The 24,975-nt window shown below is 70.6% G+C and carries 27 protein-coding genes; 21 read left to right on the forward strand and 6 right to left on the reverse strand.

Features of this window, described 5'->3' with window-relative positions:
* Positions 1-52 precede the first annotated feature (52 nt).
* On the forward strand, positions 53-526 hold the full coding sequence (locus ACVFI9_RS03730; protein WP_474764698.1) for a DNA alkylation repair protein: 474 nt from the start codon (positions 53-55) through the stop codon (positions 524-526).
* Between the two features lie 24 nt (positions 527-550).
* Here ACVFI9_RS03730 and ACVFI9_RS03735 read toward each other — a convergent pair whose 3' ends face one another.
* Complete coding sequence (locus tag ACVFI9_RS03735) at positions 551-1,135, reverse strand: dihydrofolate reductase family protein (protein WP_474764699.1); 585 nt, start codon at positions 1,133-1,135, stop codon at positions 551-553.
* A 227-nt stretch (positions 1,136-1,362) separates the two neighbouring features.
* On the opposite strand from ACVFI9_RS03735, the gene ACVFI9_RS03740 reads away from it, so the two are divergent.
* From ACVFI9_RS03740 to ACVFI9_RS03755, 4 genes are all read left to right on the forward strand, one after another.
* Positions 1,363-2,268, forward strand: coding sequence for a lytic transglycosylase domain-containing protein (locus ACVFI9_RS03740; protein WP_474764700.1), 906 nt, complete (start codon positions 1,363-1,365; stop codon positions 2,266-2,268).
* Positions 2,265-2,870: a putative glycolipid-binding domain-containing protein gene (locus tag ACVFI9_RS03745; protein WP_474764701.1), complete on the forward strand. Its 606-nt coding sequence runs from the start codon at positions 2,265-2,267 to the stop codon at positions 2,868-2,870. The genes ACVFI9_RS03740 and ACVFI9_RS03745 overlap by 4 nt, the downstream gene beginning before the upstream one ends.
* Positions 2,871-2,916: 46 nt before the next feature.
* Complete coding sequence (locus ACVFI9_RS03750) at positions 2,917-4,515, forward strand: GMC family oxidoreductase (RefSeq protein ID WP_474764702.1); 1,599 nt, start codon at positions 2,917-2,919, stop codon at positions 4,513-4,515.
* Positions 4,516-4,700: 185 nt separating this feature from the next.
* Positions 4,701-5,621, forward strand: coding sequence for an SMP-30/gluconolactonase/LRE family protein (locus ACVFI9_RS03755; RefSeq protein WP_474764703.1), 921 nt, complete (start codon positions 4,701-4,703; stop codon positions 5,619-5,621).
* 25 nt (positions 5,622-5,646) lie between these two features.
* Here the strand turns inward: ACVFI9_RS03755 and ACVFI9_RS03760 are convergent, their stop codons facing one another.
* Positions 5,647-6,321, reverse strand: a complete 675-nt coding sequence (locus tag ACVFI9_RS03760; RefSeq protein ID WP_474764704.1) for a YdeI/OmpD-associated family protein — start codon at positions 6,319-6,321, stop codon at positions 5,647-5,649.
* 475 nt (positions 6,322-6,796) lie between these two features.
* Here ACVFI9_RS03760 and ACVFI9_RS03765 point away from each other — a divergent pair, with 475 nt between their 5' ends.
* From ACVFI9_RS03765 to ACVFI9_RS03795, 7 genes are all read left to right on the forward strand, one after another.
* The gene (locus tag ACVFI9_RS03765; RefSeq protein ID WP_474764705.1) at positions 6,797-8,713 is read left to right on the forward strand and encodes an FAD-binding monooxygenase; all 1,917 of its coding nucleotides are present in this window, start codon (positions 6,797-6,799) and stop codon (positions 8,711-8,713) included.
* A 110-nt stretch (positions 8,714-8,823) separates the two neighbouring features.
* Complete coding sequence (locus ACVFI9_RS03770) at positions 8,824-9,318, forward strand: MarR family winged helix-turn-helix transcriptional regulator (protein ID WP_474764706.1); 495 nt, start codon at positions 8,824-8,826, stop codon at positions 9,316-9,318.
* A gap of 90 nt (positions 9,319-9,408) precedes the next feature.
* Complete coding sequence (locus ACVFI9_RS03775) at positions 9,409-9,906, forward strand: bifunctional nuclease family protein (RefSeq protein ID WP_474764707.1); 498 nt, start codon at positions 9,409-9,411, stop codon at positions 9,904-9,906.
* A gap of 21 nt (positions 9,907-9,927) precedes the next feature.
* Entirely contained in the window at positions 9,928-10,842 is a 915-nt protein-coding gene (locus ACVFI9_RS03780) for a potassium channel family protein (RefSeq protein ID WP_474764708.1), read from the forward strand.
* 22 nt (positions 10,843-10,864) lie between these two features.
* On the forward strand, positions 10,865-11,662 hold the full coding sequence (locus ACVFI9_RS03785; protein WP_474764709.1) for an alpha/beta fold hydrolase: 798 nt from the start codon (positions 10,865-10,867) through the stop codon (positions 11,660-11,662).
* Positions 11,663-11,882: 220 nt separating this feature from the next.
* Entirely contained in the window at positions 11,883-12,122 is a 240-nt protein-coding gene (locus ACVFI9_RS03790) for a hypothetical protein (RefSeq protein WP_474764710.1), read from the forward strand.
* Positions 12,119-12,559 (forward strand): TA system VapC family ribonuclease toxin, encoded by a 441-nt coding sequence (locus ACVFI9_RS03795; RefSeq protein ID WP_474764711.1) that lies wholly within the window; start codon positions 12,119-12,121, stop codon positions 12,557-12,559. The genes ACVFI9_RS03790 and ACVFI9_RS03795 overlap by 4 nt, the downstream gene beginning before the upstream one ends.
* Positions 12,560-12,561: 2 nt before the next feature.
* Here the strand turns inward: ACVFI9_RS03795 and ACVFI9_RS03800 are convergent, their stop codons facing one another.
* The gene (locus tag ACVFI9_RS03800) at positions 12,562-12,966 is read right to left on the reverse strand and encodes a type II toxin-antitoxin system VapC family toxin (protein ID WP_474764712.1); all 405 of its coding nucleotides are present in this window, start codon (positions 12,964-12,966) and stop codon (positions 12,562-12,564) included.
* A 287-nt stretch (positions 12,967-13,253) separates the two neighbouring features.
* Here ACVFI9_RS03800 and ACVFI9_RS03805 point away from each other — a divergent pair, with 287 nt between their 5' ends.
* Both ACVFI9_RS03805 and ACVFI9_RS03810 read left to right on the forward strand, forming a co-directional pair.
* A complete protein-coding gene (locus tag ACVFI9_RS03805) occupies positions 13,254-13,961 on the forward strand; it encodes an SDR family NAD(P)-dependent oxidoreductase (protein WP_474764713.1) in 708 nt (235 codons plus the stop codon).
* 143 nt (positions 13,962-14,104) lie between these two features.
* Positions 14,105-14,821 (forward strand): helix-turn-helix domain-containing protein, encoded by a 717-nt coding sequence (locus ACVFI9_RS03810; protein WP_474764714.1) that lies wholly within the window; start codon positions 14,105-14,107, stop codon positions 14,819-14,821.
* Between the two features lie 33 nt (positions 14,822-14,854).
* Here ACVFI9_RS03810 and ACVFI9_RS03815 read toward each other — a convergent pair whose 3' ends face one another.
* A complete protein-coding gene (locus tag ACVFI9_RS03815) occupies positions 14,855-15,907 on the reverse strand; it encodes a zinc-dependent alcohol dehydrogenase (RefSeq protein ID WP_474766367.1) in 1,053 nt (350 codons plus the stop codon).
* A gap of 5 nt (positions 15,908-15,912) precedes the next feature.
* Entirely contained in the window at positions 15,913-16,224 is a 312-nt protein-coding gene (locus ACVFI9_RS03820) for a Dabb family protein (RefSeq protein WP_474764715.1), read from the reverse strand.
* Between the two features lie 140 nt (positions 16,225-16,364).
* Between ACVFI9_RS03820 and ACVFI9_RS03825 the strand changes: the two genes are divergently transcribed.
* A complete protein-coding gene (locus tag ACVFI9_RS03825) occupies positions 16,365-17,390 on the forward strand; it encodes a ketopantoate reductase family protein (RefSeq protein WP_474764716.1) in 1,026 nt (341 codons plus the stop codon).
* Positions 17,391-17,411: 21 nt separating this feature from the next.
* Here the strand turns inward: ACVFI9_RS03825 and ACVFI9_RS03830 are convergent, their stop codons facing one another.
* Positions 17,412-18,434 (reverse strand): VOC family protein, encoded by a 1,023-nt coding sequence (locus ACVFI9_RS03830; RefSeq protein WP_474764717.1) that lies wholly within the window; start codon positions 18,432-18,434, stop codon positions 17,412-17,414.
* A 227-nt stretch (positions 18,435-18,661) separates the two neighbouring features.
* Here ACVFI9_RS03830 and ACVFI9_RS03835 point away from each other — a divergent pair, with 227 nt between their 5' ends.
* The 6 genes from ACVFI9_RS03835 to ACVFI9_RS03860 all read left to right on the forward strand — a co-directional run bounded on the left by ACVFI9_RS03835 (position 18,662) and on the right by ACVFI9_RS03860 (position 24,950).
* Complete coding sequence (locus tag ACVFI9_RS03835) at positions 18,662-19,432, forward strand: SDR family oxidoreductase (protein WP_474764718.1); 771 nt, start codon at positions 18,662-18,664, stop codon at positions 19,430-19,432.
* 98 nt (positions 19,433-19,530) lie between these two features.
* Positions 19,531-20,607 (forward strand): fumarylacetoacetate hydrolase family protein, encoded by a 1,077-nt coding sequence (locus ACVFI9_RS03840; protein ID WP_474764719.1) that lies wholly within the window; start codon positions 19,531-19,533, stop codon positions 20,605-20,607.
* A complete protein-coding gene (locus ACVFI9_RS03845; RefSeq protein ID WP_474764720.1) occupies positions 20,604-21,650 on the forward strand; it encodes a cyclase family protein in 1,047 nt (348 codons plus the stop codon). The genes ACVFI9_RS03840 and ACVFI9_RS03845 overlap by 4 nt, the downstream gene beginning before the upstream one ends.
* Before the next feature lie 71 nt (positions 21,651-21,721).
* Positions 21,722-22,855, forward strand: coding sequence for an FAD-dependent monooxygenase (locus ACVFI9_RS03850; RefSeq protein WP_474764721.1), 1,134 nt, complete (start codon positions 21,722-21,724; stop codon positions 22,853-22,855).
* Positions 22,852-23,964 carry an amidohydrolase family protein gene (locus tag ACVFI9_RS03855; RefSeq protein ID WP_474764722.1) on the forward strand — a complete coding sequence of 371 codons (1,113 nt, stop codon included), beginning with the start codon at positions 22,852-22,854 and terminating at the stop codon, positions 23,962-23,964. The genes ACVFI9_RS03850 and ACVFI9_RS03855 overlap by 4 nt, the downstream gene beginning before the upstream one ends.
* Positions 23,961-24,950, forward strand: a complete 990-nt coding sequence (locus ACVFI9_RS03860) for a fumarylacetoacetate hydrolase family protein (protein ID WP_474764723.1) — start codon at positions 23,961-23,963, stop codon at positions 24,948-24,950. The genes ACVFI9_RS03855 and ACVFI9_RS03860 overlap by 4 nt, the downstream gene beginning before the upstream one ends.
* The last annotated feature ends 25 nt before the right edge of the window (positions 24,951-24,975 follow it).

The raw sequence follows: 24,975 nt of genomic DNA on the forward strand, positions 1-24,975 counted from the left end.
AGGCCCGACCGAGACCGCCATCGGGCGGCAGCCGGTGCCGCAGAATCGAACGGTGACCTCCGCCGCCGACTTCATCGACCGGACCCTCCGGGTCGAGGCCGCCGAGGAGCGCGCGTGGGCCGACTCCGAGCGCGTCGGCGGCGGGCTCCGCTTCTACGGGGCCTCCGTGGGAGCGGTGCGGGGCACGGTGCGCGATGCGCTCCGGCGGCATCGCGGCATGACGCACGATGAGCTCACCTCGCTCGCGTCGGAGCTGTGGTCGGCGCCGATCTACGAGCGCCGGCTCGCCGCGATCGTCCTGTTGCAGGGCCACGTGAGCGACCTGCTCGCGTCGGATCTCACCCGCATCGAGCAGTTCCTGCGCGATGCGCGGGTGCCCGAACTCGTCACGCCGCTCGCCGTCGACGTGCTGCGTCCATTGATCCATCGGCTCGAGGGCCTCGAGTCGTCGCGCGCCCGACGGATCGTCGCTCGATGGACGAGCGACGGCGATCCATGGCTGCGCCTGGCGGCGTCGCTCATCTGAGGCCGCCCGACGCGCGCTGTAACGTCACGTCACGACGCGGAACCGCAGGGGGGTCGCGGCATCCGTCGCCACCAGCTCGGTGCGCTCGAGCCTGACGTGCGCGTCGAGCGAATCGCCCGGACCGAACAGCGGCGTGCCGCTGCCGAAGAGCACCGGCACGAGGTGGATCGAGAGCTCATCCACGAGTCCCGCCCGAAGGTACTGCCTCGCCAGGTCGGCGCCACCCATGATGCCGATGTCGCCGTCGCCGGCGACCGAGCGTGCCCGATCGAGCGCGGTGCGGATGTCGCCCACGAACGTGTAGACGCCGTCCGCGGGGACGTCGTCGGGGCGGTCGTGGCTGACGACGAAGAGCGGGGTCCGGGCCGGGCCGGTCGGCCCATCCGCCCCCCACCACCGGATCGAGTTGTCATACGTGCGGCGTCCCGCGATGACCGCACCGAGGCTCGCGCCGGCTCGTTCCAGCAGCGCCCGGTCGCGATCGTCGCCCGCGAACGCCCAGTCGTGCAGCACCTCACCGCCCACGCCCATGCCGTCGTCGACGGTCATGCCGTCGGCAGCGATGAACCCGTCGAGCGACATGCTGATGTCGAAGATGACCGTTCCCATGATGTGTCCCTCCTCAGGTCGATTCCTTCACTCCAGCGTCGAACACCGCGACCGCAGATCGACGGCCGGACTGAGGAACTGCCGGTCGTCCCGAATCCCCGGTGCCGATTCGGCGTGCGGCGCGTACCCTGAAGGGACGGGTTCGGCGAGTCATCCCACGCCCGGAACGGCGACGTCGAACCCCGCGGGCACCTGAACCGAACACGCCCGAACGGAGTTGCTCACCGATGTCCTGGGACGATGACTTCACCCCCGACGAGTACGGTGAGCGGCGCCCGGCTCGGGCCACCGGCCGCGCGGCAGCTGGGCAGCTCGCACGTCGGGCGCTGGGGTACGCCGGCCTCGTGACCGGTGTGGTGGCGCTGTCGATCGGCGCCGTCGTGGTAGTCAACCTCGTGGGCGTGTCGACCAACCCCGCCGGATTCGAGGCGCCGCCCGCGAAGGGACAGCGTGTGGCCCTACCGCCGGTGGTGCTGCCGCCCGAGGACGCCGAACCCGCCGCGGGTCAGACGCCGACGACCGGGGACGCTGCCGGCCAGGCAGACGCGGCCATCTCGAACTCGACGGAGATCGTGACGCCGCAGATCGAACCGGAGTGGATCTCGCGGACCTCCGGCGCGACGGGCATCCCCGAGCGCGCACTGTCCGCCTACGCGCTCGCACACGTGTCGATCGTCGGCGAGCAGCCCGAGTGCGGCCTCGACTGGACCACCATCGCGGCGATCGGCTCGATCGAGTCGGATCACGGCAGCCATGGCGAATCGGTGCTCGACGCGAACGGCTACTCCTCGCCGGCCATCATCGGCCGAGCACTCGACGGCAACGGCGTGGCCACCATCCGGGACACCGACGATGGCTTGTTCGACGGCGACACCACGTGGGACCGCGCGGTGGGGCCGATGCAGTTCATCCCCTCGACCTGGGACAAGTGGGCGAGCGACGGCAACGGCGACGACGTCATGGACCCGAACCAGATCGACGACGCCGCCCTGGCCACGGCGCGCTACCTGTGCGAGTCGGGGCCGATGACCAGCGTCGACGGCTGGCGCGCGGCGGTCTTCTCGTACAACCACGACAACGACTACGTCGACAAGGTGGCGAAAGTCGCGAACGGATTCCTGGCCGCGTTGTGATCCTGTTCTGGCGCCGCACCGATGTGCCCGGCCTGGAACGCCTGGTTCTGACGGTCTCGCCCGACGGCATCGTCGCCGAGTCGACGATCGTCTGCCTCGACGACGGCGGGTTCCGGCTCGACCATCGGTGGCGGCTCTCGCCCGACTGGCGAGCCCGGTCGCTCGAGGTCGAACGGTGGGGCGCCGACGGCCACCGCCGGCTCGTCGTCGAACGCTCCGGCGACGGGTCGGGCGACCGTTCCGGCGACGGATGGCGCGACCGCTGGCTCGTCGACGGCGAGCCCCGCCCCGACCTCGACGGCGCCGAGGAGCCCGACCTCTCGGTCACGCCCTTCTGCAACACGTTCCCCATCCGGCGCGCACCGACGACGCCCGGCGATTCCCTCACGCTCGACACGTGCTACATCGACGCCGCGGCCATGACGGTGGAGCGATCACGGCAACGATACGAGCGGTTGGGACCGCGGCGGGTGCGCTACGTCGATCTCGGCGTGGCATCCGGGTTCGAAGCCGACCTCGACGTCGACGACGAGGGCCTCGTGCTGCGATACGAGCACCTCTTCGAGCGCGTCCGCCCCGACGATGCGATCGAGTCGCCCTGATCCGGGTAGATTGAACCGTCCCGGCCCCCGACGAAGAGAGCCCGCGATGGAAGATGCCCGTAGCTACGACTTCATCGTGGTCGGAGCCGGGTCGGCCGGATGCGCCGTGGCGAGTCGACTCTCGGAGAACCCCGCCCACCGCGTGCTGCTGCTCGAGGCGGGACCGAGCGACGACCGACTCGAGATCCGCATCCCCGCCGCCTTCTCGAAGCTCTTCCGCTCGCAACTCGACTGGAGCTACGACACCGAGCCGCAGCCCCAACTGAACAACCGGAGCATCTACTGGCCGCGCGGCAAGGTGCTCGGCGGCTCGTCGTCGATCAACGCGATGATGTGGATCCGCGGGCTCCCCGAGGACTACGACGAGTGGGCCGAGATCGTCGGCGAGTCCTGGTCGTGGCAGTCGCTGCTGCCGTACTTCCGCAAGGTCGAGCGCGTGCAGGGGGCATCCGGTGACCAGACCGGCGGTTCGGGTGCGATGCACATCGAGGCGCAGCGCTCGCCGCGGGCGTCGACCGCCGCCTTCCTCGAGGCCGCCCGCGAGATCGGGCTGCCGGAGATGGTGGCCAACGGGCCGGAGCACGACGGGGTCGCCCGGACGATGGTCAACCAGCGCCGGGGCGTGCGCTTCAGCGCGGCCGACGGATACCTCAAGCCCGCGCGCCGCCGCCGCAACCTCACCGTGCAGACCAGGTCGCACGTCACCCGCGTGCTGTTCGAGGGCACCCGCGCGGTGGGCGTCGAGATCGTGCGCGACGGCGTCACGGCGACCGTGCGCGCCGACCGCGAGGTGATCCTCTCGGGCGGCACCGTCAACACGCCGCAGCTGCTCATGCTCTCGGGCATCGGCGACCCCGAGGAGTTGCGGGCCCACGGCATCCCCGTCGTCGCCGAGTCGCCGGAGGTCGGCAGGAACCTCAAGGACCACCTCGTGGTCGGCCTCATCGTCGAGGCCCACGACGACACGCTGTTCGCCGCCGAGCGGGTCGGCGAACTGACGAGGTACCTCGTCACGAAGAAGGGGATGCTCACCTCGAACGTCGCCGAGGGGTACGGATTCGTGAAGAGCGACCCCGCGCTCGACCTCCCCGATGTCGAGCTGATCTTCGCACCGGTCGCCTTCATCGACCAGGGACTCACCTCGCACACGGCCCACGGCCTGACGATCGGCGCGATCCTCCTGCGCCCCGAGAGCAATGGCACGGTGACGCTCGCCAGCGCGGACCCGTTCGACACGCCGCGCATCGACCCGCGCTACCTCTCCGACCCAGACGGCAAGGACCGTGCGGCGCTGCTCTTCGGCCTGGGCGTCTGCGAAGACCTCGTCGCAAGCGAGGCGATGGGGCGGGTCTCGAGCCGTCGGTTCATCCGACCCGAGAACGCCGACCGGATGTCGCGTGCCGAACGCGACGCGCTCGCCCTCGACGAGTACTCGCACACCCTGTACCACCCGGTCGGCACCGCGCGCATGGGCCGTGACGCCGGATCGGTCGTCGACGAGGAGCTGCGCGTACGCGGGGTCGACGGGCTGCGGATCGCGGATGCCTCGGTGATGCCCACGATCATCCGGGGGCACACCCACGCGCCGGCGGTCGTCATCGGCGAGCGGGCGGCCGACCTGATCGCGCGGGCCGCGCGCGCCTGACGGCAGGACCATCCCGGCTCTCGCGGTATCCTCATCGTGCCGAAGCAACACCCGATCCGGGTGGGGAAAGTGAGGCGGTGCGAGCCGTCGGTTCGCACCCCACGACGAAACCCACGGGTGGTTCGGCCGGACCACCCGAGATTGGACAGGTCCGCATGCCGATCCACACGCCGACCCACCATGACGTGCCCACCATCGAGGCGCAGTTTCTGCACCTGGATGATCGATTCACCGGGCTCGACGGCGATTTCGTCGTCGAACGCATCCATACCGGAGCACGCAAGAGCGAAGGCCCGGTATGGTTCCCCGCGGGGCGCTACCTCGTCTGGAGCGACATCCCGAACTCACGGCTGCTGCGCTGGGATGAGACGACCGGCGCGGTCGGCGTGTTCCGCGAAGACTCCGGCTACGCCAACGGCAACACAATCGACCGCCAGGGCCGTCTCATCACGTGCGAGCAGGGCAACCGCCGCGTCACCCGCACCGAGCACGACGGATCCATCACCGTGCTCGCCGACAGCTTCGACGGCCGGCGGCTCAACAGTCCCAACGACGTCGTCGTGCGTCACGACGGGACGATCTGGTTCACCGATCCTCCCTACGGGATCGCGGGCGATTACGAGGGCAACGCCGCCGAACAGGAGCAGGACGGCCAGTACGTCTTCCGGCTCGACCCCTCGACGGGTGAGCTGACCGTCGTCGCCGACGACTTCGTCCGCCCGAACGGACTGGCCTTCTCGCCCGACGAGCAGCGGCTGTACATCGCCGACACGCGCCAGGAGCCGAGCCACATCCGGGCATTCGACGTGTTGGCGGATGGGACGCTCGAAGGTGGCGCGATCCACGCCACCTGCGACCACGGCCGGTTCGACGGGCTGCGGGTCGATACCGAGGGCCGGATCTGGGCTGCGGCGTGGGACGGAGTGCACTGCTTCGCGCCCGACGGCGACCTCATCGGCAAGCTGCTCCTGCCGGAGCCCGTGGCGAACCTCGCGTTCGGCGGGCCGAAGCGCAATCTGCTTTTCATCACCGCCGGCCGGTCCGTCTATTGCCTGCGGGTCACCTTCAACGGCGCCCTGTACCCTCCCGCCGCAGTGCTGCTGTGATCGAAGGGCGGGCGACGGATGCCGCTCATGGCCGCTGCCGCCGGCCCGCCGCCCGCGCCGCCTCGGCGGCCCGTTCCACCCACTTCGGCGTCTCGCCGTAACGCTGGAACGGCACGACCCGCCCCGCCGCGCTGTCGTCGATGAGCTGCGCGAGCCGACGCTCGCGGGTCGCCTCCTGCTTCGCGGAGACCACCCAGTGGCTGACCTGGCGGCGGTAGGTGGGGGTCGCAGCCTCCAAGAACGCGGATGCCGCGGCATCCGCTGCCAGCCGCGCCAGCGGCTCGGGCGGCAACTCGCTGTCGGGGTTCTCGTGCGAGTACACGCTCGAGCGGTCGTCGCGTCGGCGCTCGAACGCGGCGATGCCGGCCGGATGCATGCGCCCTTCGGCGGTGAGCCGTTCGACGAGGGCGATGTTCACGCTCGACCAGATGCTCGAGGGCTTGCGCGGACTCCAGCGCTGGCGGCGGGCATCGTCGTCGATGCGCTGCGACACCGAGTCGATCCACCCGAAGCAGAGCGCCTCTGGCACGGCCTGTTCCCAGGTCAGCGCTCGGTCGGGCACGTGCTTCTTGTACAGGCCCATCCACAGCTCGGTCTCGGTGGCGTGGTTGGCCTCGAGCCACGCTCGGAACTCGGCGGGGCCCGAGAAGAAGATGGCCGGGCGCTCGGGTGTGCCGCCGGGTTGGCCGATCGTCGTCATGATCCGAGTCTGCCAGTGGCCACCGACGCAGGGGCGCGGGCTCGCATCGCCCCCCGAGGGCCGGGCCGCTCCTGGGGTCGAACGGTCGCGGATGCAGGGTGCGACCCTGCATCCGCGACTTCTCGGGTGTTGTGGGGTACTGACGTCCGCGCGTGGGCAGGCCGCCGCTCGGTCGAACGGTCGCGGACGCAGGGTGCGACCCTGCATCCGCGACTTCTCGGGTGTTCTGGGGGACTGACGTCGAGCGTGGCGGGGCTGCCCCTGGGGTTGAACCGTCGCGAATGCAGGGTGCGACCCTGCATCCGCGACTTCTCGGGTGGGAAGGTGCACGAGCGTGCTGCCACGGGCGCGGCGCCCCACCCCCGACTTGCCGGGCGCGCGGCATCCGCCTACTATCAAGTGCGCGATATGTGAATTCCGAGTTCGATAATAGAACAGCACAGCGCCCCAATACACAGTGAAGTGAGGAGTCCCCGTGCAGTTCCACCACCACGGCTACGTTTCCGAGGAGCCGCGGCTCAAGCCCGCGGCCGGCGTCGGGCTCAACCGTCCCGAAGAGCTTCCCGACGAGGTCGACGTGCTGATCGTCGGCACGGGCCCCGCCGGCATGATCGCCGCGGCGCAGCTGTCGCAGTTCCCGAACATCACGACCCGCATCGTCGAGCGTCGCCCGGGCCGGCTGGTCATCGGCCAGGCCGACGGGATCCAGGCGCGCAGCGTCGAGACGTTCCAGGCCTTCGGGTTCGCCGAGCGCATCATCGCCGAGGCGTACCGCATCACCGAGATGGCGTTCTGGAAGCCCGACCCCGCCGACCCGTCGAAGATCGTGCGCGCCGCCGTGACGCAGGACGACCCGACCGGCGTGAGCGAGTTCCCGCACCTGATCGTGAACCAGGCGCGCGTGCTCGACTACTTCGCCGAGGTCGCGGCCGAGTCGCCCACCCGCATGACGCCCGACTACGGCTACGAGTTCGTCGGCCTCGAGATCGCCGACGAGGGCGAGTACCCCGTCACGGTCAAGCTGGTGGGCACCGCGGGCGTGCACGAGGGCCAGGAGCGCACCGTTCGCGCGAAGTACGTGATGGGTGCCGACGGCGCGCGCAGCAAGGTGCGCGACTCGATCGGATGCCACATGGCGGGCGACAAGGCGAACCACGCGTGGGGCGTCATGGACGTGCTCGCGGTCACCGACTTCCCCGACATCCGCACCAAGTGCTCGATCCAGTCGGAGGCGGGTAACATCCTGCTGATCCCGCGCGAGGGCGGCTACCTCTTCCGCATGTACGTCGACCTCGGCGTCGTTCCCGAAGACGACAACGGCCGGATCCGCGAGACCCCGATCGAGGAGATCATCCGCCGGGCGAACGCGATCATCCATCCGTACACGCTCGAGGTGAAGAACGTCGCCTGGCACAGCGTCTACGAGGTCGGGCACCGCCTCACCGACCGGTTCGACGACCTCACCGGCGACCAGGTCGGCAGCCGCACGCCGCGGGTCTTCATCGCGGGGGACGCCTGCCACACGCACAGCGCGAAGGCCGGACAGGGCATGAACGTGTCGATGCAGGACGGCTGGAACCTCGGCTGGAAGCTCGGCCACGTGCTCGAGGGCCGCAGCCCCGAGTCGCTGCTCGCCACCTATTCCGCCGAGCGCCAGGTCGTCGCGAAGAACCTCATCGACTTCGACAAGGAGTGGTCGACGCTCATGGCCAAGAAGCCCGAGGAGTTCGCGAACCCCTCGGAGCTCGAGGACTTCTACGTGAACACCGCGGAGTTCCCGGCCGGCTTCATGACCCAATACGCGCCGTCGCTGATCGTGGGCGAGGCCGACCACCAGGAGCTCGCGAGCGGATTCCCGATCGGCAAGCGCTTCAAGTCCGCCGAGGTCGTGCGCGTCGGCGATGCGAACCCGATCCACCTCGGCCACCATGCCACGGCCGATGGGCGCTGGCGGATCTACGTGTTCGCCGACCCGGCTCGCCCGGGTGAGGCATCCGCCACCACCGACCTGGCCGAGTGGCTCGCGACCGCGTCCGCCTCGCCGGTGACCGCCACCCCCGAGGGCCTCGATCGCGACGCGTGGTTCGACGTGAAGGTGATCTACCAGCAGAACCACTCCGAGGTCGACCTCGGCCGGGTGCCCGAGATCTTCAAGCCGCTCGTCGGTCCGTTCCAGCTCACCGACTACGAGAAGGTCTTCGGGGCCGACCCGGCACGGGGAACGGACATCTTCGACGAGCGCGGCATCGACCGCGCCGGCGTGATCGTCGTGGTGCGTCCCGACGGCTACGTCGCGAACGTCCTGCCGCTGACCGCGACCGAGGAGCTCGGAGCCTTCTTCCGGCCGATCCTCAGCACCAGCACGGCCGCCACCGAGGCCGCCGCGGTCTGAGCGACGCACACCGCGACGGCGACGGATGCCACGGGGCATCCGCCGCCGTCGTCATTCGGGCCCGTCGCCGGGTACCGTCGAGATATGCCTCCCAACGTGAGCGAGCGCGCGTGAGCGAGCGCGATGACGAGGTCGACCTGCTCATCGACGCGTGGTCTCGTCGACTGCCCGACGTCGACCTGACGCCCCTCGACGTGATGTCGCGGCTCCGGCGCGTGTCGAACCGCCTCGGCCGCCTGCGCGCGAGCGCCTTCGGCGGCGCCGGGCTCGCGGCCTGGGAGTTCGACGTGCTCGCCGCGCTCCGCCGCGAGGAGGAACCCCACGAGCTCAGCCCGGCCCAGTTGATCGAGGCCACCATGATCGGCAGCGGGGCGATGACGAACCGTCTCGACAACCTCTCTCGCCGAGGGCTCGTCGAGCGGCGCCCGAACCCGCGCGACGGCCGCAGCGTGCTCGTGCGCCTCACCGCCGACGGGGCGACTCACGTCGACGACGCCATGCGGCGGCTCGCCGAGCGCGAGGCCGAGGCGCTGCGCGGGCTCACGCACGAGGAGCAGGCGACGCTCGCCCGGCTGCTGCGACGGCTCGCGGCGGACTCCGACTAGGGGGCCCCGCCTCTTCGTCAACCGACTGCCGCGATCGGATGCTCGACATACGATGGCTGTGTCTCACCCGATCGTCCGACGGGAGTCAGCATGGTTCAGGTCCGCGTTCTCGGTGTTGCGCTGGATGCCTCGGGGCAGCACATCATCCTGCTGAAGCCGCTCGGCGAGGCGCCGAGTGAGGGACGCGTGCTGCCGATCTGGATCGGCAGCCAGGAGGCGACCTCGATCCTCATCGCCATCCAGGGCGACCATGCGCCGCGGCCGTTGACCCATGACCTCATGAAGACGCTGCTCGACAGCGTGGGTGCGACGGTCGAGCAGATCGAGGTGACGCGCATCGAGGAGGGCACCTTCTACGGGGAGATCGCGCTCGTCACACCGGCGGGTCCCCTGGTGCTCGACGCACGGCCCTCCGACTCGGTCGCGCTCGCCGTGCGCACCGAGGCGCCGTTGTTCGTCGCCGACGACGTGCTCGACGAGGCCGGCATCCCCGCCGAGATGGTCGAGCCGCACGCCGAAGAGGAGGAGGCGCTCGACGAGTTCAAGAAGTTCCTGGAGAACGTCGACCCCGAGGACTTCCAGGGCTGACCCCCGAACCAGACGCGTGGGGTGCATGCCGTGAGTTGGATCTCGACGATCGTGGGCGTCGCACTCATCGCGCTCGGGCTCAACGAGGTCTTCCACACCGTGCTGCACCCGACGGGTCGCGGGCGCCTCACGCACTCCGTCGCCGGTGCGACGTGGCAGCTCTCGTCGAGCCTCGGCCGGCGCGGGCGAACCCTCGCCGGCCCGATCGCCGCGGTCGCGGTGGTCACGACGTGGGCGGCCCTGCAGGTCACCGGATGGATGCTGGTGTACCTCCCGCACGTGCCCGACGGATTCGCGTTCAACACCGGGATCCTCCCCGAGGAGTATCCCGCCGTCCTGGAGGCCTTCTACTTCTCGGCGGTGAGCATGTCGACCCTCGGGCTCGGCGACACGTATCCCACCGACCCGTGGCTTCGGCTCTTCGCCCCGCTGCAGGGGCTGATCGGGTTCGCCCTGCTGACGGCGGCCGTGGCCTGGTTCCTCGAGCTCTATCCCGGTCTCGGCCGGCGCCGCGCGCTCGCGCTCCGCATCGCGTTGATCCGGCGGGCGGACACCGCCGGGCACCTGCTCAACATGGAGGCCGCCACCTCCAGCGGACTGCTCGACTCGATCACCGCCGACCTCGCGCAGGTGCGGGTCGACCTCTGGCAGAACGCCGAGTCGCACTACTTCACCGAGGACGTCCCGGAGGCCTCGCTCGCGGCCCAGCTGCCGTACGGCCTGCACCTCGCGAGGCTCGCCCGCAGGTCGGGCGATCGTACGGTGCGCAACAGCGGCCAGATGCTCGAGGAGGCGATCGACGACTTCGCGGACGTGCTGCGCGGACGGTTCATCCCGCGCGGCGGCGACGGCACCGACGCCATGCTGCGCGAGTACGCCCGGCAGCATCGGCAGCAACTCGCACCCATCGGCGAACCCGAGGAGTACGAGGCCTGAGCCCTGCGGCAGAATGGCGCTCATGGATGCCGCGATGCCAGCCCTGACCGAGATGCCGTCACCCGTCTACGTGATGTCGGCCGAGGGCCGCCGCATCGCCACGTACGTCTGGGGCGAGGAGGATGCCCCGACGGTGCTGTGCGTGCACGGGTTCGCGTCGAGCTGCCGCGACAACTGGGTGAACACGGGTTGGGTGCGCGACCTCACGCGCGCGGGGTTCCGGGTGCTCGGCGTCGATCAGCTCGGACACGGTGCGAGCGACAAGCCGTACGAGGCATCCGAGTACGGCATGGACGCCCTCGTCGGCGATCTCTGCACCGTGCTCGACACCTACCTCATCGACACCGTGCACTACGCCGGCTACTCGCTCGGCGCGCGCGTCGGTTGGCAGGTCGCGGTGCAGGCGTCCGACCGCGTCGACCGGGCGGTGCTCGGCGGCATCCCCGACGGGCGGCCGCTCGCGCGGCTGCAGATCGAACAGGCCCGGGCGTTCGCCGAGCACGGCACCCCGGTCGACGACCAGGTGACCCAGAACTACGTGACGCTCGCGAGCCGCGTGCCCGGCAACGACCTGCTCGCGCTCGTCGCGCTCGCCGAGGGCATGCGTCTCGGCGATGCGGACCCCGATCCGACGCATCCGCCTGTGCAGCCCATCCTCTTCGCCACCGGCAGCGACGACGCGATCCTGCCGCAGTCGCGGGCATTGGCGGATGCCACGCCGAACGGCTCGTTCGTCGAGCTGCCCGATCGCCACCACTTCAATGCACCGGGGTCGAAGGTGTTCCGGCAGGCGGCGGTGGAGTTCTTCACGCAGGGCTGACCGGTGCTGCGGTGGCGGCGCGCGGGGCGAGCGGGGCGCGCAGTGGCGGTGGGGGTGTCGCTCGATTCCTCGTGTCGAATCCGCCTCGAATGAGGCCGATTCGAATCAGCGGATATCGCGACCTCCACCGTTCCTGATCTCCGAGAGCCGCCGAGATCTTGGCCCTGCGGCCGCGCTGATGCGCTGATGCCGTGATGCGCTGATGCGAGAGAATCGTCTCATGCGCACCACCCTCGAACTCGACGACCGGTTGCTGCGCGCGGCGCGCGCGATGGCGGAGCAACGTCGTATCTCGCTCGGAGCGGCCGTCTCCGAACTCGCGCTCCGAGGACTGACGGGTGGCGCGGGCGGGAACGAGTCAGGTGGCGCGGCGCCAGACGGGTTCCCGCTGCTGCCGCTCGGACCCGCCGACCATGTCATCACCGATGATCTCGTCGCCGAGTATCGCGACGACGCATGAGCGCGCGGTCGAACGTCCAGCTTCTCGATGTGAATGTCCTCGTTGCCCTTGTCAGCCCCCAGCACGAGCATCATGCAGTCGCACATCGGTGGTTCGCCGGGGTGTCCGAGTGGGCGACGGTTCCGATCACCGAAACAGCATTCGTGCGGCTCATCTCGAATCCGGTCGTCGTCGGCTCGGACTTCACGCCACACGAGGCGATCGCGCTCTTGCGGCGTCTGTGCGAATGGCCCGGACATCGCTTCATCCGCGATGAGGCACGCCTTCTCGACCCTTCGATCGACCTGGCTGCACTGATCGGGCCCCGGCAGGTGACCGATTTCCACCTCGTCCAACTTGCGAAGGTCGCCGGCGCGACGCTCGCCACGTTCGATCCGAAGCTCATTTCGGCGCTCGCCGACACCGATCGACGGCACGTGCACCTCATCGAGGTCTGACATCAGCGGCGGTCCAGCTCGTCGATCGGCGACACCGGCAGGTCGAGACCGCGAGCGGCTCGCTCGAGCTCGGGGTCGAGCGTCACGAACGTGTCCGCCTGGAGCTTCGCGACGGCGAGGTACTCCGCCGCGGCCGGGTCGTCCCACCCGAGCTGCGTCGCCAGCTTCCACGCGACGGCGCGTGAGACGCGATCGCCGAGCAGGCGGATCCGCATCGTCGTGAGGCCGTCGAGGATCCGGAGCGCCTCCGCCTCCTCGAGCTCGCCGTGCCGGACCTCCCCGTACAGCAGGGACATCGCGTGCGAACGCAGGATGCTCGGCCCCACGAGCGAGTGGTCGTCGGAGATGGCCACGTGGTCGCGGGCCAGTCGCACCGCGGCGGGCGCGTCGATCGCGAATCTCGTCATGCGGGCATTCTGCCGCGGTCGTTCCGGTCGGCGCGACCGGTGGGGCGGCGAGCGGTGCATCGATCTGGGGGAGTGGGATGCACCGCCCGCCGCAGCTCGTCGGCTTGACTTTGCCGCACCGGTCCAGTTGACTCAGGTTAAGCACTACTGTACATCGATGTCCAGTATCACTTGGCTCGACGTCCTCCACCGGCCCCCGCCGCGTGGCGGTGGTGGTGCGTCGACCGGGGCATCGGCCGGCTGCCCCGCGCCGAACGGAACATCATGAACGGGCTGAAGGAGTCACAGTGAGCGAACGGACGATCGTCGTCGTCGGAGGAACCTCGGGCATCGGGTTGGAACTGGCGAAGGACTGCATCGCGCGCGGCGACCGGGTGGTGATCACCGGACGCGACCAGGCGCGCGCCGACGAGATCGCGGCATCGCTCGGCCCGGGGGCATCCGGCGTCGCCCTCGATATCTCGGAGCCCAAGAGCATCGCCGGCCAGCTCGCCTCCATCGGGCAGGTGCACGGACTCGTGCTCTGCGCGATCGAGCGCGACCAGAACACCGTGCGCGAGTACGACGTCGACCGGGCCATCCGGCTCGTCACACTCAAGCTCGTCGGGTACACCGAGGTGGTGCACGCGCTCCTCGACCGCCTCGATCCGTCGGTCGACACGGGCATCGTGCTGTTCGGCGGACGCGCGAAGGACCTGCCGTACCCCGGCTCGACGACGGTTTCGACGATCAACGGCGGCGTGGCCGGCCTGCTCAACACGCTCGCGCTCGAGCTGGCGCCCATCCGCGTCAACGCGCTGCACCCCGGCATCGTGGGCGACAGCCCGTTCTGGGCCAACAAGCCCGAGGGCGTGCTCGAGCAGTACGAGCGCCGCACGCCGGGCGGCAAGCTCGCGACCATGGCCGACGTCGTCGACGCCACGCAGTTCCTCCTCCGCAACCGCGGCGTCTCGGCGGTGAACCTCTACGTGGACCGGGGGTGGGCGATCACCTGAGCGGATGCCACGTCGCCGACACTCGACCGCGTGACGTCGCGTCGAGGTGACGGGCCCGGCCGCCTGTTCGCCCCTACAATTGCGGCAGCAACGGCCGGGCCGGCGACGTCGGTGAGGCGCGAGGGGACTCACGAGGGAGCGACATGCCGGAAAGCCTTGGCGAACGACTGCGGCAGGCCAGGACCAATCGGGGCCTGAGCCTGCGGAGTGTCGCGCAGGCGCTCGGCGTCTCGGCCAGCCTCATCTCGCAGGTCGAGATCGGCAAGACGCAGCCGTCGGTGTCGACGCTGTACGCGCTGGCGAGCCATCTCGGCGTCTCGCTCGACGAACTGCTCGGCATCTCGACGCCGGCAGCCGCGCCCGCTGCGCCGCCGCCGCCGCAGCCCATGTTCGGCCACAGCGGCGCGCCACTTCCGGACGTGCAGCGCGCCGCCGACAACCCGGTGATCGAGATGGAGAACGGCGTGCGGTGGGAGCGCCTCGCCGTGGGCGCCGGCGGACCGGCCGACGGGGTGCTCGTGACGTACGAGCCGGGCGCCTCGAGCTCGATCGAGGGCAAGCTCATGCGGCATGCGGGCTTCGAGTACGCGTACCTCCTCGAGGGGGAGTTGACGCTGCAGCTCGAGTTCGAGGAGCACGTGCTGCACCCAGGCGACTCGCTGCAGTTCGACTCCACGCGGCCGCACCTGTACACGAATCGCGGCGCCGTGCCGGCGAAGGGCGTGTGGTTCGTCGTCGGGCGGCGCCAGCCGTACCAGGGCACGCCGGATGCCTCCGCCGCGACGCCTGCGTCGAGCGCCGCGCCGCCGCTCACCTCGGCGTTCGACGCACTGAGGGCGATGGACGACTTCCGCGCGTGATGCGGCCGCGCGCTGCGGCGCGCCTCCGCCTCGCTACCTGGCGTGCGCTGCCGGTCGCGGCTCGTCGATCCACGGGTCGACGAGCGTCTTGATCTGCGGCGCCGTGCCGTCGATGAGCGGCTGCAACGCCGCGTCGGCGACCCGGTCGAGCGGGATCACCTCACGGGCGAGGTCCGACCAATCGGGCCGGGTGCCGAGCAGGCGCACGGCCTCGGGGAAGTCGTCCTTGAACACGTGGGCGACGGTGCCGATGATCGTGTACTCGTTGAGCGTCCACCGGCCGAGCGGCAGCCCCGGTTCGCCGCGCTGGATGCCCACGGGCACGATCGTCGAGCCCTGTTCCGCGGCCTCGAGCACCGAGGCGAGTCCGGGTGCCGAGCCGCTGACCTCGAAGAAGACGTCGGCGTCCATGCCGAGTTCGGCGAGCTTCTCGCGCAGCGGGGTCGATCCGGCGAGCAGGGTGGATGCCGCGCCGAGTCGCTGCCCGAGTTCGAGGCGCTCCTCCTCGCGATCGACCACGAGCACGCGCGCCCCGGTGGCCGCCGCCGCGAACGTGATGAAGGCCCCGATGCCGCCGACGCCGACGATGACCGCGTCCTGGCCGGCGCGCAGGCCGCTGCGCCGCACGGCGTGCACCGCGATGGCCATCGGCTGGGTGAGCCCGAGGGTGTCCATGGGCAGACCTGCGTCCGACACGTCGAGCACGATGTTCGCCGGCGCGGTCACGTATCCGGCCAAGCCGCCGTCGTGGTGGAACCCGATCGTCGAGTAGCTGCGGCACAGGTTCGTGCGGCCCTGTCGGCACGGCTTGCACTCGCCGCACGAGACGCCGGCCCCGCACACGACGGTCGCGCCGACGAGCGGCGAGCTCACGCCGGGGCCGACGGCTTCGACGACGCCCGCGAACTCGTGTCCGAGCGTGACCGGCGGCTGCGCGAGCACCAGCCCTCGGCCGAACTCGGTGGCGTCGCTGCCGCAGACGCCGCAGACGCCGATCCGGATGAGCACCTCGCCAGGCCCGGGTTCGGGCACCGGCTTCTCGTCGGTGCGGAGATCGCCCACCGCGTGCAGCACGGCAGCTCGCATGGTGCTCACGCGATCGATCCCTCCGAGAGGGGCAGCTGCACGGCCGAGCGCTCGGCGATCATGCGTCCGAGCGCCTGGTCGTAGACCGCCTTGTGGGCCGGGTGGTCGAGGTAGGCGTCGAGCGCGGCCGCGTCGTCGAGGACGGCCGCGACCCCATAGTCGGCGCCGCCCGGGCGCAGGTGCAGGTTCGGCCCGACGACGTAGGAGCGGAGCTCGGGGATCTCCGTCCGCATGCGCAGGAGCGACGCCGTGAGCTCCGTGACGTCCGTCTCCGTGACGTCGTCCTTCCAGCGGAATGTGGCGATGTGGAGGATCATGGCTCCTGCTTCCTTCATGGGCGACTGTCCAGTGATGATTTACAGCAAACGGTGCTTCGCCCAAAATATCAGGCTTCGGGCCGCCATGTGTACATCCTTGCTGTACTCTCGTGCTCACCGAGGGAGGAGAGGGGATGCGCATGGCCGACCAGAGGATCGCAGTGCTCGGAGCCGGGGCGAACGGGGCATCCGTTGGGGCCGATCTCACCGCCGCGGGGCTCGACGTGGTGCTCATCGAGCAGTGGCCCGCGCACGTCGAGAAGATGCGTGCAGACGGCGTCCGCATCCTCTCGCCCGACGGTGAACTGCGCGTGCGCCCCCGCACGCTCCACCTGTGCGAGGTCGCCGAGCTCAAGCACGAGTTCGACGTCGTGCTCATGCTCATGAAGGCCTACGACTCCCGGTGGGCCGCCCAGCTCATCGAGCCCTACCTCGCGGCCGACGGCCTCATGGCGGGCGTGCAGAACGGCATGACCGCCCGCGTCGTGGAGGAGGTCGTCGGCGCGCACCGCACGATGGGCTCCGTGATCGAGTGCTCGGCCACGATGGAGGAACCCGGCGTCGTGCACCGGCACACGGGCGTCTCCCGGTCGTGGTACGCGGTCGGCGCGCTGCCGGGCGGGCCGATGGGCCGCGAGGACGAGGTCGCGTCGCTCCTCCGGCACTCGGGCACCGTCGCAGTCGTCGACGACATCGAGGCGGCGAAGTGGATGAAGCTCGTGAGCAACTGCACGCTGCTCGTCACGAGCGCCATCCTCGGCCTGCCCATGCTCGACGCGCTGCACACACCGGGCTACCGCGACGTGATGATCGCCGCGGGCAAGGAGGCGCTCGCCGTCGGCGTCGCGCTGGGACATCCGGTGCTCCCCATCTTCGGGCTCACGCCCGAGGAGATCTCCGATCCCGACGAGGTCGTCGACATCATGACCGACAAGCTCTTCTCGGGTTTCGTCGTGCCCGGCGCGACGACGACCGTGCTGCAGGACTGGGGCAAGGGGCGTCACAGCGAGGTCGACGACCTCAACGGGCACGTCGTCGCGCGCGGAGCGGAGGTCGGCGTCGCGACCCCGGTGAACCGGGTCGTGACCGAGCTCGCCCATCGCATCGAGCGCGGCGAGCTCAGCCCCGACCGGATGCATCTCGAGACGATGCTCGCCGCGCTCTGAGGCAGCTGCCTCGGCTGAGGATCAGCCGCGGCCCTGCACCGCGTAGGGGTTGATCAGCGCCTCCTCGGTGCCGGGCACGATGCCCTCCTCGGTCGCCGTCGGCTTGTCGGGGTCGGGCGGGAACGACTCGGTCATCGACATCGGCATCGCGCCGTTGCGGTAGAGGTTGTTGGAGCCCTGCGACGGCTTCCAGTCGTACGGCTCCCAGTCGGGCACGTAGTTGCGGTAGCCGCCGGTGTTCACCTCGACGCGCATGCCGCTCGGCTCGCGGAAGTACAGGAAGCTCTGCTCGCCGATGCCGTGGATCGACGGGCCGTACTCGATGTGGGTCCCGTTCTCCATGAGCACGTCGGCGGCCTGCAGCAGCTCCTCGCGGGAGTCGAGCCAGAACGCGTAGTGGTTGACGCGGCCCGGGCGGCTCGAGCTGTCGAGCACGACGCCGAGGTCGTGCGACTTCTCGTTCGTGGTGAGCACCGAGAACACGGTGAGGGGCGCCTCGTCGAGCACCGTATACGCCATGATGCGGAAGCCGAGCACGTCGCGGTACCACTTCGCGAAGCCGCGCACATCGGATGCCGCGACCGTGACGTGGTCGAGCTGCCGCGGGCCGACGGCGTGCTTGGTGCGCTTCTCGGGACGGTCGGGGAACACCGACGCAAGCTCACCTTCGGCGCGGTACTTCTCGACCTCCCAGAACAGCTCCATGGTGTGACCGTACGGGCCGGTGAACCGGTACGCGCGGCCATGGCCGTGGCCCTCGGCGATCCACTCGCCGGTGACGCCCGCACCTTCGATGCGCCTCGCCGCCTCGTCGAGCGCCTCGGCGCTCGTGGTGCGCCAGGCCATGACGTTGAGGGCGGGCTCGGGGCCTTCGGCGATGACGAGCGAGTAGTTGTAGTAGTCGCCCCACGAGCGCAGGTAGACCTTGCCGTTGGCGCGCGACTGCACTCGAAGTCCGACCTGCTCCTCGTAGAAGCGGACGGATGCCTCGACGTCGGGCGTCGCGAGCTCGAGGTACGAGAGGTGGGAGAGGAGTGTGATCATCGTCGATCCTTCAGTCGGGGTGCGGTGATGACGACCGCGGGGTTCCAGATGCCGCGTGGCGGCACGATTCCACTGTCCGCGCTGCCCGGGTATCAGGGAACCCGAATCTGTTGATGCCCGGCATCAGGGTGACTGATGGAGTCGGCATCGCGATTGCTGATACCGCGCATCACGGGGTGACGGCTCGGTGACGATGAGAGCAGCGTGTACGCGATGAGGAGGCGTCGATGGGTTCGCTCGAGCAAGCTACGTACGTGGTCACCGGCGCCGCGTCGGGGATCGGTGCCGCGACGGTCGCGGCGCTCGCCGCGGCCGGCGCCCAGCTCGTCGCCGCCGATCGCGCGTGGGGCGATGCGTCGCCGGCGGGGGACGCCGTCGAGCAGGTCGAGTTCGACGTCGCGGATCCGCAGGGGTGGGCCGCGCTGGCCGAGCGGATCGGCGCAGCCGGATCCCGCAAGCTGGATGGGCTCGTGAATGCCGCCGGCATCACGAGGCGCGCGCGGCTCCACGATGCCACGGCGGACGACTTCGAGCAGGCCTTCGCGGTGAACGCGATCGGGCCCGCGCTCAGCATCCAGGCGCTCGCGCCGCTCATGGGCCCGGGTAGCTCCATCGTGAACATCGGGTCGGCCGCGGGCGCCATGGCGCACTACGGCATCGCGTACGGCGCGAGCAAGTGGGCGCTGCGCGGCATCACGAAGACCGCCGCGATGGAACTCGGACCCCGCGGCATCCGGGTCAACCTCGTGAGTCCTGGCTTCATCGAGACGCCGATGACGGCGAGCGCCCCCGAGTCGTTTCGCGCGGTGAATCTCGAGGTCACCCCGCTCGGTCGCGCCGGTCGCCCCGAAGAGGTCGCGGCCGTGATCACGCAACTGCTGTCGCCCGATGCGTCGTTCGTGACGGGTGCCGAGGTCGCCGTCGACGGCGGGCTCACCGGACACGGCGGCGGGTTGCCGATCGCCCGCGCGATGGGATCGGCATATCCACGAGACTGATGCCGTCCATCATCAATCCGGCCTTCACTGATATCCGGGGTCGCTGTTGACTGGTGCCACGCCGCGCACCGTAGCGCGCGTGATTGGAGATCGACCCCGTGACCTCGTCCGACGGCCTGACCGCCCCCTTCGCCATCGTGCGCTTCCGCACGACGGGCGGCGCGACCGACGTCGAACCGCTCCTCGGCCTCGTCGCCGGTGACCGGGTGCGCGAGATCGGGCCCGCCGAGCTCGGCGCGCCCGACCTCAACACGTTCCTCGCTGCGACGCCGGCCTCATGGGATCGGCTGCGCGCCGTGGCCGAACAGTCGGATGCCTCGTGGCATCCGCTCGCCGACGTCACCCTGACCGCGCCGGTCACGCCGCGGCAGGTGCTGCAGACCGGCGCGAACTACCGCACGCACGTCATCGACCTCGTCGTCGCGAGTCGCGCGAAGAACGACCCGCGGCCCATCGAGGAGCTGCGCGAGTGGGCCGCCGACATGATGGACCGGCGAGCGCGCGAGGGCACCCCGTACTTCTTCATCGGGCTCCCGACCGCGGTGGTCGGCGACGACCTCGACCTGGTGCTGCCGGGCTACAGCGAGCAGCACGACTGGGAGCTCGAACTCGCGGTCGTCATCGGCCGCGAGGCGTTCCGCGTCGACCGCGAGCACGCGATGGAGCATGTCGCCGGCTACACGATCGTGAACGACATCACGACCCGCGATCTCGTCTTCCGCGAGGACATGAAGGAGATCGGCACCGACTGGTATCGCGGCAAGAACGCTCCCGGCTTCCTGCCGACGGGTCCGTTCCTCGTGCCGTCGCCGTTCGTGGAGCACCCCGGTGACCTGCACCTCGAGCTCACCCTCAACGGCGAGACGATGCAGGATGCCACGACTTCCGACCTGCTCTTCGACCTGCCTGCCCTCATCAGCGGTGCCTCGCAGAACATGCCGCTGCTGGCCGGAGACCTGCTGCTCACGGGCAGCCCCGCCGGCAACGGCATCGTGCACGGCCGGATGCTCCGCGATGGCGACGTGATGGTCGGCGCCATCGAGGGGCTCGGCGCGCAGACGGTGCGCGCCGTCGCCGAACGTCCGCTCGCCGAGCCGGTCGAAGCGAGCTCGAGCGGGATGCCTGCCACAGGCTCAGGGAGCGCCAGCTCGAGGAGCCAGGGGAGTGCAGCATGACCTCGACCCGCCCCACCCCGACCGAGGACCCCGCCACCCTCGACCGCACCGACCCAGAGCGGCATATCGCCGAGGCCGCCGAGGCGTTCCGCAACTGGGGCCGCTGGGGCGACGACGATCGCCTCGGCACGCTGAATTACATCGGCGAGGCTGAGCGCGCCCGGGCGGCGACCCTCGTGCGTCGCGGAATGAGCTTCTCGCTCTCGCAGCGGTTCGACATGGACGGTCCGCAGCTCGGTTGGCGCCGTCGCACCAACCCCATTCACACCATGCTCGGCACGGGCACGGACACCGCGGCGGGCGTGCAGGACTTTCCGCACGGCATCAGCGGCGCCGACGACATGATCACGATGCCGCTGCAGTGCTCCACCCAATGGGACGGCCTCGGCCACATCTTCGACCGGGGCATCGCCTGGAACGGCAGGCCCGCGGGGAAGGTGGTCACGAGCGAGGGCGACCTCATCACCGGCATCGAGCACGCGGCATCCGTCATCGTCGGGCGCGGCGTGCTGCTCGATCTCGGCCGATTCCTCAATCCGGAGGGCGCCCTTCGACAGGCTCAGGGAGTGGATGACGCCGCAGCGGGCGAGCTGCCCGACGGCTACGCCATCTCGACCGCCGAGCTCGAGGCCTGCATCGAGGCCCAGGGTGCGACGAGCGCCGTCGGGCGCGGCGACCTCGTGCTGGTGCGCACCGGCCGCTACGCCCGTGCGCTGCGCGAGGGCTGGAACGGCTACGCCGGCGGCCCGAGCGCGGGCCTCTCGTTCACCACCGCCGGATGGCTGCACCGCACCGAGATCGCTGCCGTCGCGACCGACACCTGGGGCTTCGAGGTTCGGCCCAACGAGTTCGACGACGCGTTCCAGCCGTTGCACCAGATCGTGATTCCCAACATGGGACTCACCATCGGCGAGATGTGGAACCTCGAGGCGCTCGCCGACGACTGCGCGAACGACGGCGTCTACGAGTTCCTCCTCGTCGCGCCGCCGCTGCCGATCACCGGCGCGGTCGGCTCGCCGGTGAACCCGATCGCCCTGAAGTAGACCCCAGACCCGACACCCGAACCCAGACCCGAGACCCCAGACCCGAACCGCATCCCGAAGGAGGGATCCCCATGACCGCAGTCTCCCGAGTGGCCGTCGTCGGCTCCGGGGTGGCCGGCACCGCCGCCGCCATCCTGCTCGCCGAGGGCGGCGTCGACGTCGACGTCTTCGAGATCAAGCCCGACCTCAGCGCGCTCGGCTCGGGCATCACGCTCCAGGGCAACGCGCTGCGCGTGTTCGACCGGCTCGGCGTGTGGGAGCAGGTCAGGGAGGCCGGGTACCCGTTCGACTCCGTCGGCCTGCGTGCGCCCGGTCCTGAGGCCCACGTCATCGCCGAGGTCCCCGATGCCCCGACCGGGGGCCCCGGGTACCCGGCGACGACCGGCATGTACCGTCCCGAGCTCGCGCAGATCCTCGCCGATCGCGCGACGGAGCTCGGCGCCCGCATCCACTACGGCGTCACGGTCGAGCGCTTCGCACAGGACGCCGACGGCGTCGACGTCACGCTCAGCGACGGGTCGACCGGCCGCTACGACCTGCTCGTCGGCGCCGATGGCCTGCACTCCGCCATCCGCGCCCAGCTCGGCATCGAGACCGAGCCCGAGCGCACCGGCATGGGCATCTGGCGCGCCTTCGTGCCGCGACCGAAGGACGTCACGAAGACCGACCTCTACTACGGCGGACCGGTCTACATCGCCGGGTACTGCCCGACGAGCGACGACATGATGTACGCCTACCTCGTCGAGCCCGCCCAGGATCGGCACCTGCTCTCGCCCGAGGAGGGCGTGCAGGTCATGAAGGAACTGTCGCGGGCGTACGGCGGACCCTGGAATGAGATCCGCGAGTCCCTCGACGACGCATCGCGCGTCAACTACACGTGGTTCACGAAGCACGTCGTGCCCGACGCGTGGAACCGGGGCCGGGTCGTGATCATCGGCGAGGCGGCGCACAGCTGCCCGCCCACGATCGCGCAGGGCGCCGCCCAGGCCGCCGAGGACGCGCTCGTGCTCGCCGAGCTGCTGCTCGCACGAGACGAGGTCGACCAGTCGCTGTGGGACGAGTTCCACGCGCGCCGCCTGCCGCGGGCGACCGAGGTCGTCGAGGCTTCCGTGCAGCTCGGCCAGTGGCAGATCGACCACGTGCAGGATGCCGACGTGCCCGGAATGATGCGGCGCATCGCCACGCTCGTGAGTCAGCCGGCATGAGCGGACACCAGCCCCAGCGCGCTCGGTCGACGGATGTCGCGGCCGCCCCGGTCGTTGACGTGCACGCCCACCTGCTGCTCACGGAGCTGCAGGACGCGGTCGCCGCGCGCGACCCCGACGGCTTCGCCGCGGCGCAGGCCCTCGACGTCCGGCGCAACGGCGCCGAGAGCATGGCCGCATCCGGTCGCATGATCGGCGAGCGGATGCCCCTGCTCACCTCGCTCGACGCGCGGCTCGCCGAGATGGACCGACAGGGCGTCGACGTGCAGCTCGTCTCGCCGTCGCCGTCGCACTACTACCCGTGGGCGGGCGAGGAGCTCGCCGCCTGGGCCGCGCGCGCAGCGAACCGGGCGATCGCCGCGCACGTCGCGGGCGCGCCCGACCGGCTGCTCGGCCTCGGGCTCGTGCCGCTGCAGCATCCGCACCTCGCCGTCGACGCACTCGACGACGCGGTCGTCGAGAACGGCCTCGCGGGCGTCGAGCTCTCGTCGTTCGCCGGCGACGTCGAGCTCTCCGACGAGCGGCTCGAGCCGTTCTGGACGCGCGCCGAGGAGCTCGACGCGGTCGTGCTCCTGCACCCGTTCGGCTGCAGCCTCGACGAGCGGCTCGACCGCTTCTACCTCTCGAACACCGTCGGCCAGCCCGTCGAGAACGCCGTCGCGCTGTCGCACCTCATCTTCTCGGGCGTGCTCGACCGGCATCCGCGCCTGACTCTCGTCGCCGCGCACGGCGGCGGCTACCTGCCCACGTTCCTCGGTCGCGCCGACCACGCCTGGCAGGTGCGGCCAGAGGCCCACGGATGCCGCGAGCTGCCGTCGTCGTACCTGCGTCGCCTGCGCTTCGACTCGCTGGTGCACACGTCGGGCGCGCTGCGCGCGCTCGTGGACGCCGCGGGCGCCGACCGGGTGCTGCTCGGCTCGGACTATCCGTTCGACATGGGGGTCGACGACCCCGTCGAGCGGGTGCTCGAGGCGGCGCTTCCCGAGGCGGACGCGCGCGCCATCCTCTCGGGGAACGCGGCCGAGCTGCTCGGGTCGCGGCTGGCGCTCGCCCAGGAGCGGACTGCCGGCGCGGCGCATCTGCGCATCCCCGAAGGGGGTGCGGCGTGAGGATCGCCAGGTGGACGCGTCACGGCGCGGTCGGCGAGGGGTTCGTCATCGGCGACGGCGTCGTGCCGTTCCCGCGCGGGCTCACCGTCGCCGACGTGCTCGCCGCGGGACTCGTCGAGGTGCCAGCGCTCGCCGCGGAGCTCGAGGGCGACGCCGAGGCATCCGCTCGGCCCGTGCCGCTCGCCGAGGTCGAACTGCTCGCCCCGCTCGTGCCGGCCAGCGTGCGTGACTTCGCGGCGTTCGAGGAGCACGTCGAGGGCGTCACCGCCTCGGTCGACGGCGTCAGCCACGTCGCCCGCGAGTGGTACGAACTGCCCACGTTCTACTTCACCAACCCGCACTCGATCATCGCGACGGGCGCCGTGGTGCGGCCGCCCGCGACCGAGCGGCTCGACTTCGAGCTCGAGGTCGGCGTCGTCATCGGCGGCGTCGCGGGTTCCGACGGGCGGGACCTCGCGCCCGCCGAGGCTGACGCACACGTCTTCGGCTACACGATCTTCAACGACTGGTCGGCCCGCGACATCCAGGCCCGCGAGATGCAGGTGCGCCTCGGTCCGGCGAAGGGCAAGGACTTCGCCACCACGCTCGGGCCATGGATCGTCACCGCCGACGAGTTCGGAGGCCTGGTCGACGGCGATGGATTCCTGCCCATCGTGATCGAGGCCTTCGTCAACGGCGAACGCGTCGGGCACGACCTGCTCTCGAACATGGGCTGGCCGTTCCGCGACCTCGTGGCCTACGCGTCCCGCGACTCCCGTGTCGTGGCCGGCGACGTGCTCGGTTCGGGCACGGCCGGGAACGGCGGATGCCTCGCCGAGCTCTGGGGACGGGCAGGCTCGCTCACGCCGCCACCGCTCGTCGAGGGCGACGAGGTCGTCCTGCGCGTCGAGGGCATCGGCGAGATCCGCAACACCGTCGGACGTGCGGTTCACGTCCCCCCGATCCCTCCGGCACGGCGGCGCTCGCGCGCCCGCACCAGAGGGTGATCCCACCCCATCCGCACACCCAACC

Source organism: Agromyces sp. NSFZ, from assembly GCF_056156205.1.

Coding starts and splice junctions, on each gene's coding strand:
- ACVFI9_RS03735 (WP_474764699.1), bottom strand. CDS start 1,135: ATGGGAACGGTCATCTTCGACATCAGCATGTCGCTCGACGGGTTCATC.
- ACVFI9_RS03740 (WP_474764700.1), top strand. CDS start 1,363: ATGTCCTGGGACGATGACTTCACCCCCGACGAGTACGGTGAGCGGCGC.
- ACVFI9_RS03750 (WP_474764702.1), top strand. CDS start 2,917: ATGGAAGATGCCCGTAGCTACGACTTCATCGTGGTCGGAGCCGGGTCG.
- ACVFI9_RS03760 (WP_474764704.1), bottom strand. CDS start 6,321: ATGACGACGATCGGCCAACCCGGCGGCACACCCGAGCGCCCGGCCATC.
- ACVFI9_RS03775 (WP_474764707.1), top strand. CDS start 9,409: ATGGTTCAGGTCCGCGTTCTCGGTGTTGCGCTGGATGCCTCGGGGCAG.
- ACVFI9_RS03785 (WP_474764709.1), top strand. CDS start 10,865: ATGGATGCCGCGATGCCAGCCCTGACCGAGATGCCGTCACCCGTCTAC.
- ACVFI9_RS03790 (WP_474764710.1), top strand. CDS start 11,883: ATGCGCACCACCCTCGAACTCGACGACCGGTTGCTGCGCGCGGCGCGC.
- ACVFI9_RS03795 (WP_474764711.1), top strand. CDS start 12,119: ATGAGCGCGCGGTCGAACGTCCAGCTTCTCGATGTGAATGTCCTCGTT.
- ACVFI9_RS03800 (WP_474764712.1), bottom strand. CDS start 12,966: ATGACGAGATTCGCGATCGACGCGCCCGCCGCGGTGCGACTGGCCCGC.
- ACVFI9_RS03810 (WP_474764714.1), top strand. CDS start 14,105: ATGCCGGAAAGCCTTGGCGAACGACTGCGGCAGGCCAGGACCAATCGG.
- ACVFI9_RS03815 (WP_474766367.1), bottom strand. CDS start 15,907: ATGCGAGCTGCCGTGCTGCACGCGGTGGGCGATCTCCGCACCGACGAG.
- ACVFI9_RS03820 (WP_474764715.1), bottom strand. CDS start 16,224: ATGATCCTCCACATCGCCACATTCCGCTGGAAGGACGACGTCACGGAG.
- ACVFI9_RS03825 (WP_474764716.1), top strand. CDS start 16,365: ATGGCCGACCAGAGGATCGCAGTGCTCGGAGCCGGGGCGAACGGGGCA.
- ACVFI9_RS03830 (WP_474764717.1), bottom strand. CDS start 18,434: ATGATCACACTCCTCTCCCACCTCTCGTACCTCGAGCTCGCGACGCCC.
- ACVFI9_RS03835 (WP_474764718.1), top strand. CDS start 18,662: ATGGGTTCGCTCGAGCAAGCTACGTACGTGGTCACCGGCGCCGCGTCG.
- ACVFI9_RS03845 (WP_474764720.1), top strand. CDS start 20,604: ATGACCTCGACCCGCCCCACCCCGACCGAGGACCCCGCCACCCTCGAC.
- ACVFI9_RS03850 (WP_474764721.1), top strand. CDS start 21,722: ATGACCGCAGTCTCCCGAGTGGCCGTCGTCGGCTCCGGGGTGGCCGGC.
- ACVFI9_RS03855 (WP_474764722.1), top strand. CDS start 22,852: ATGAGCGGACACCAGCCCCAGCGCGCTCGGTCGACGGATGTCGCGGCC.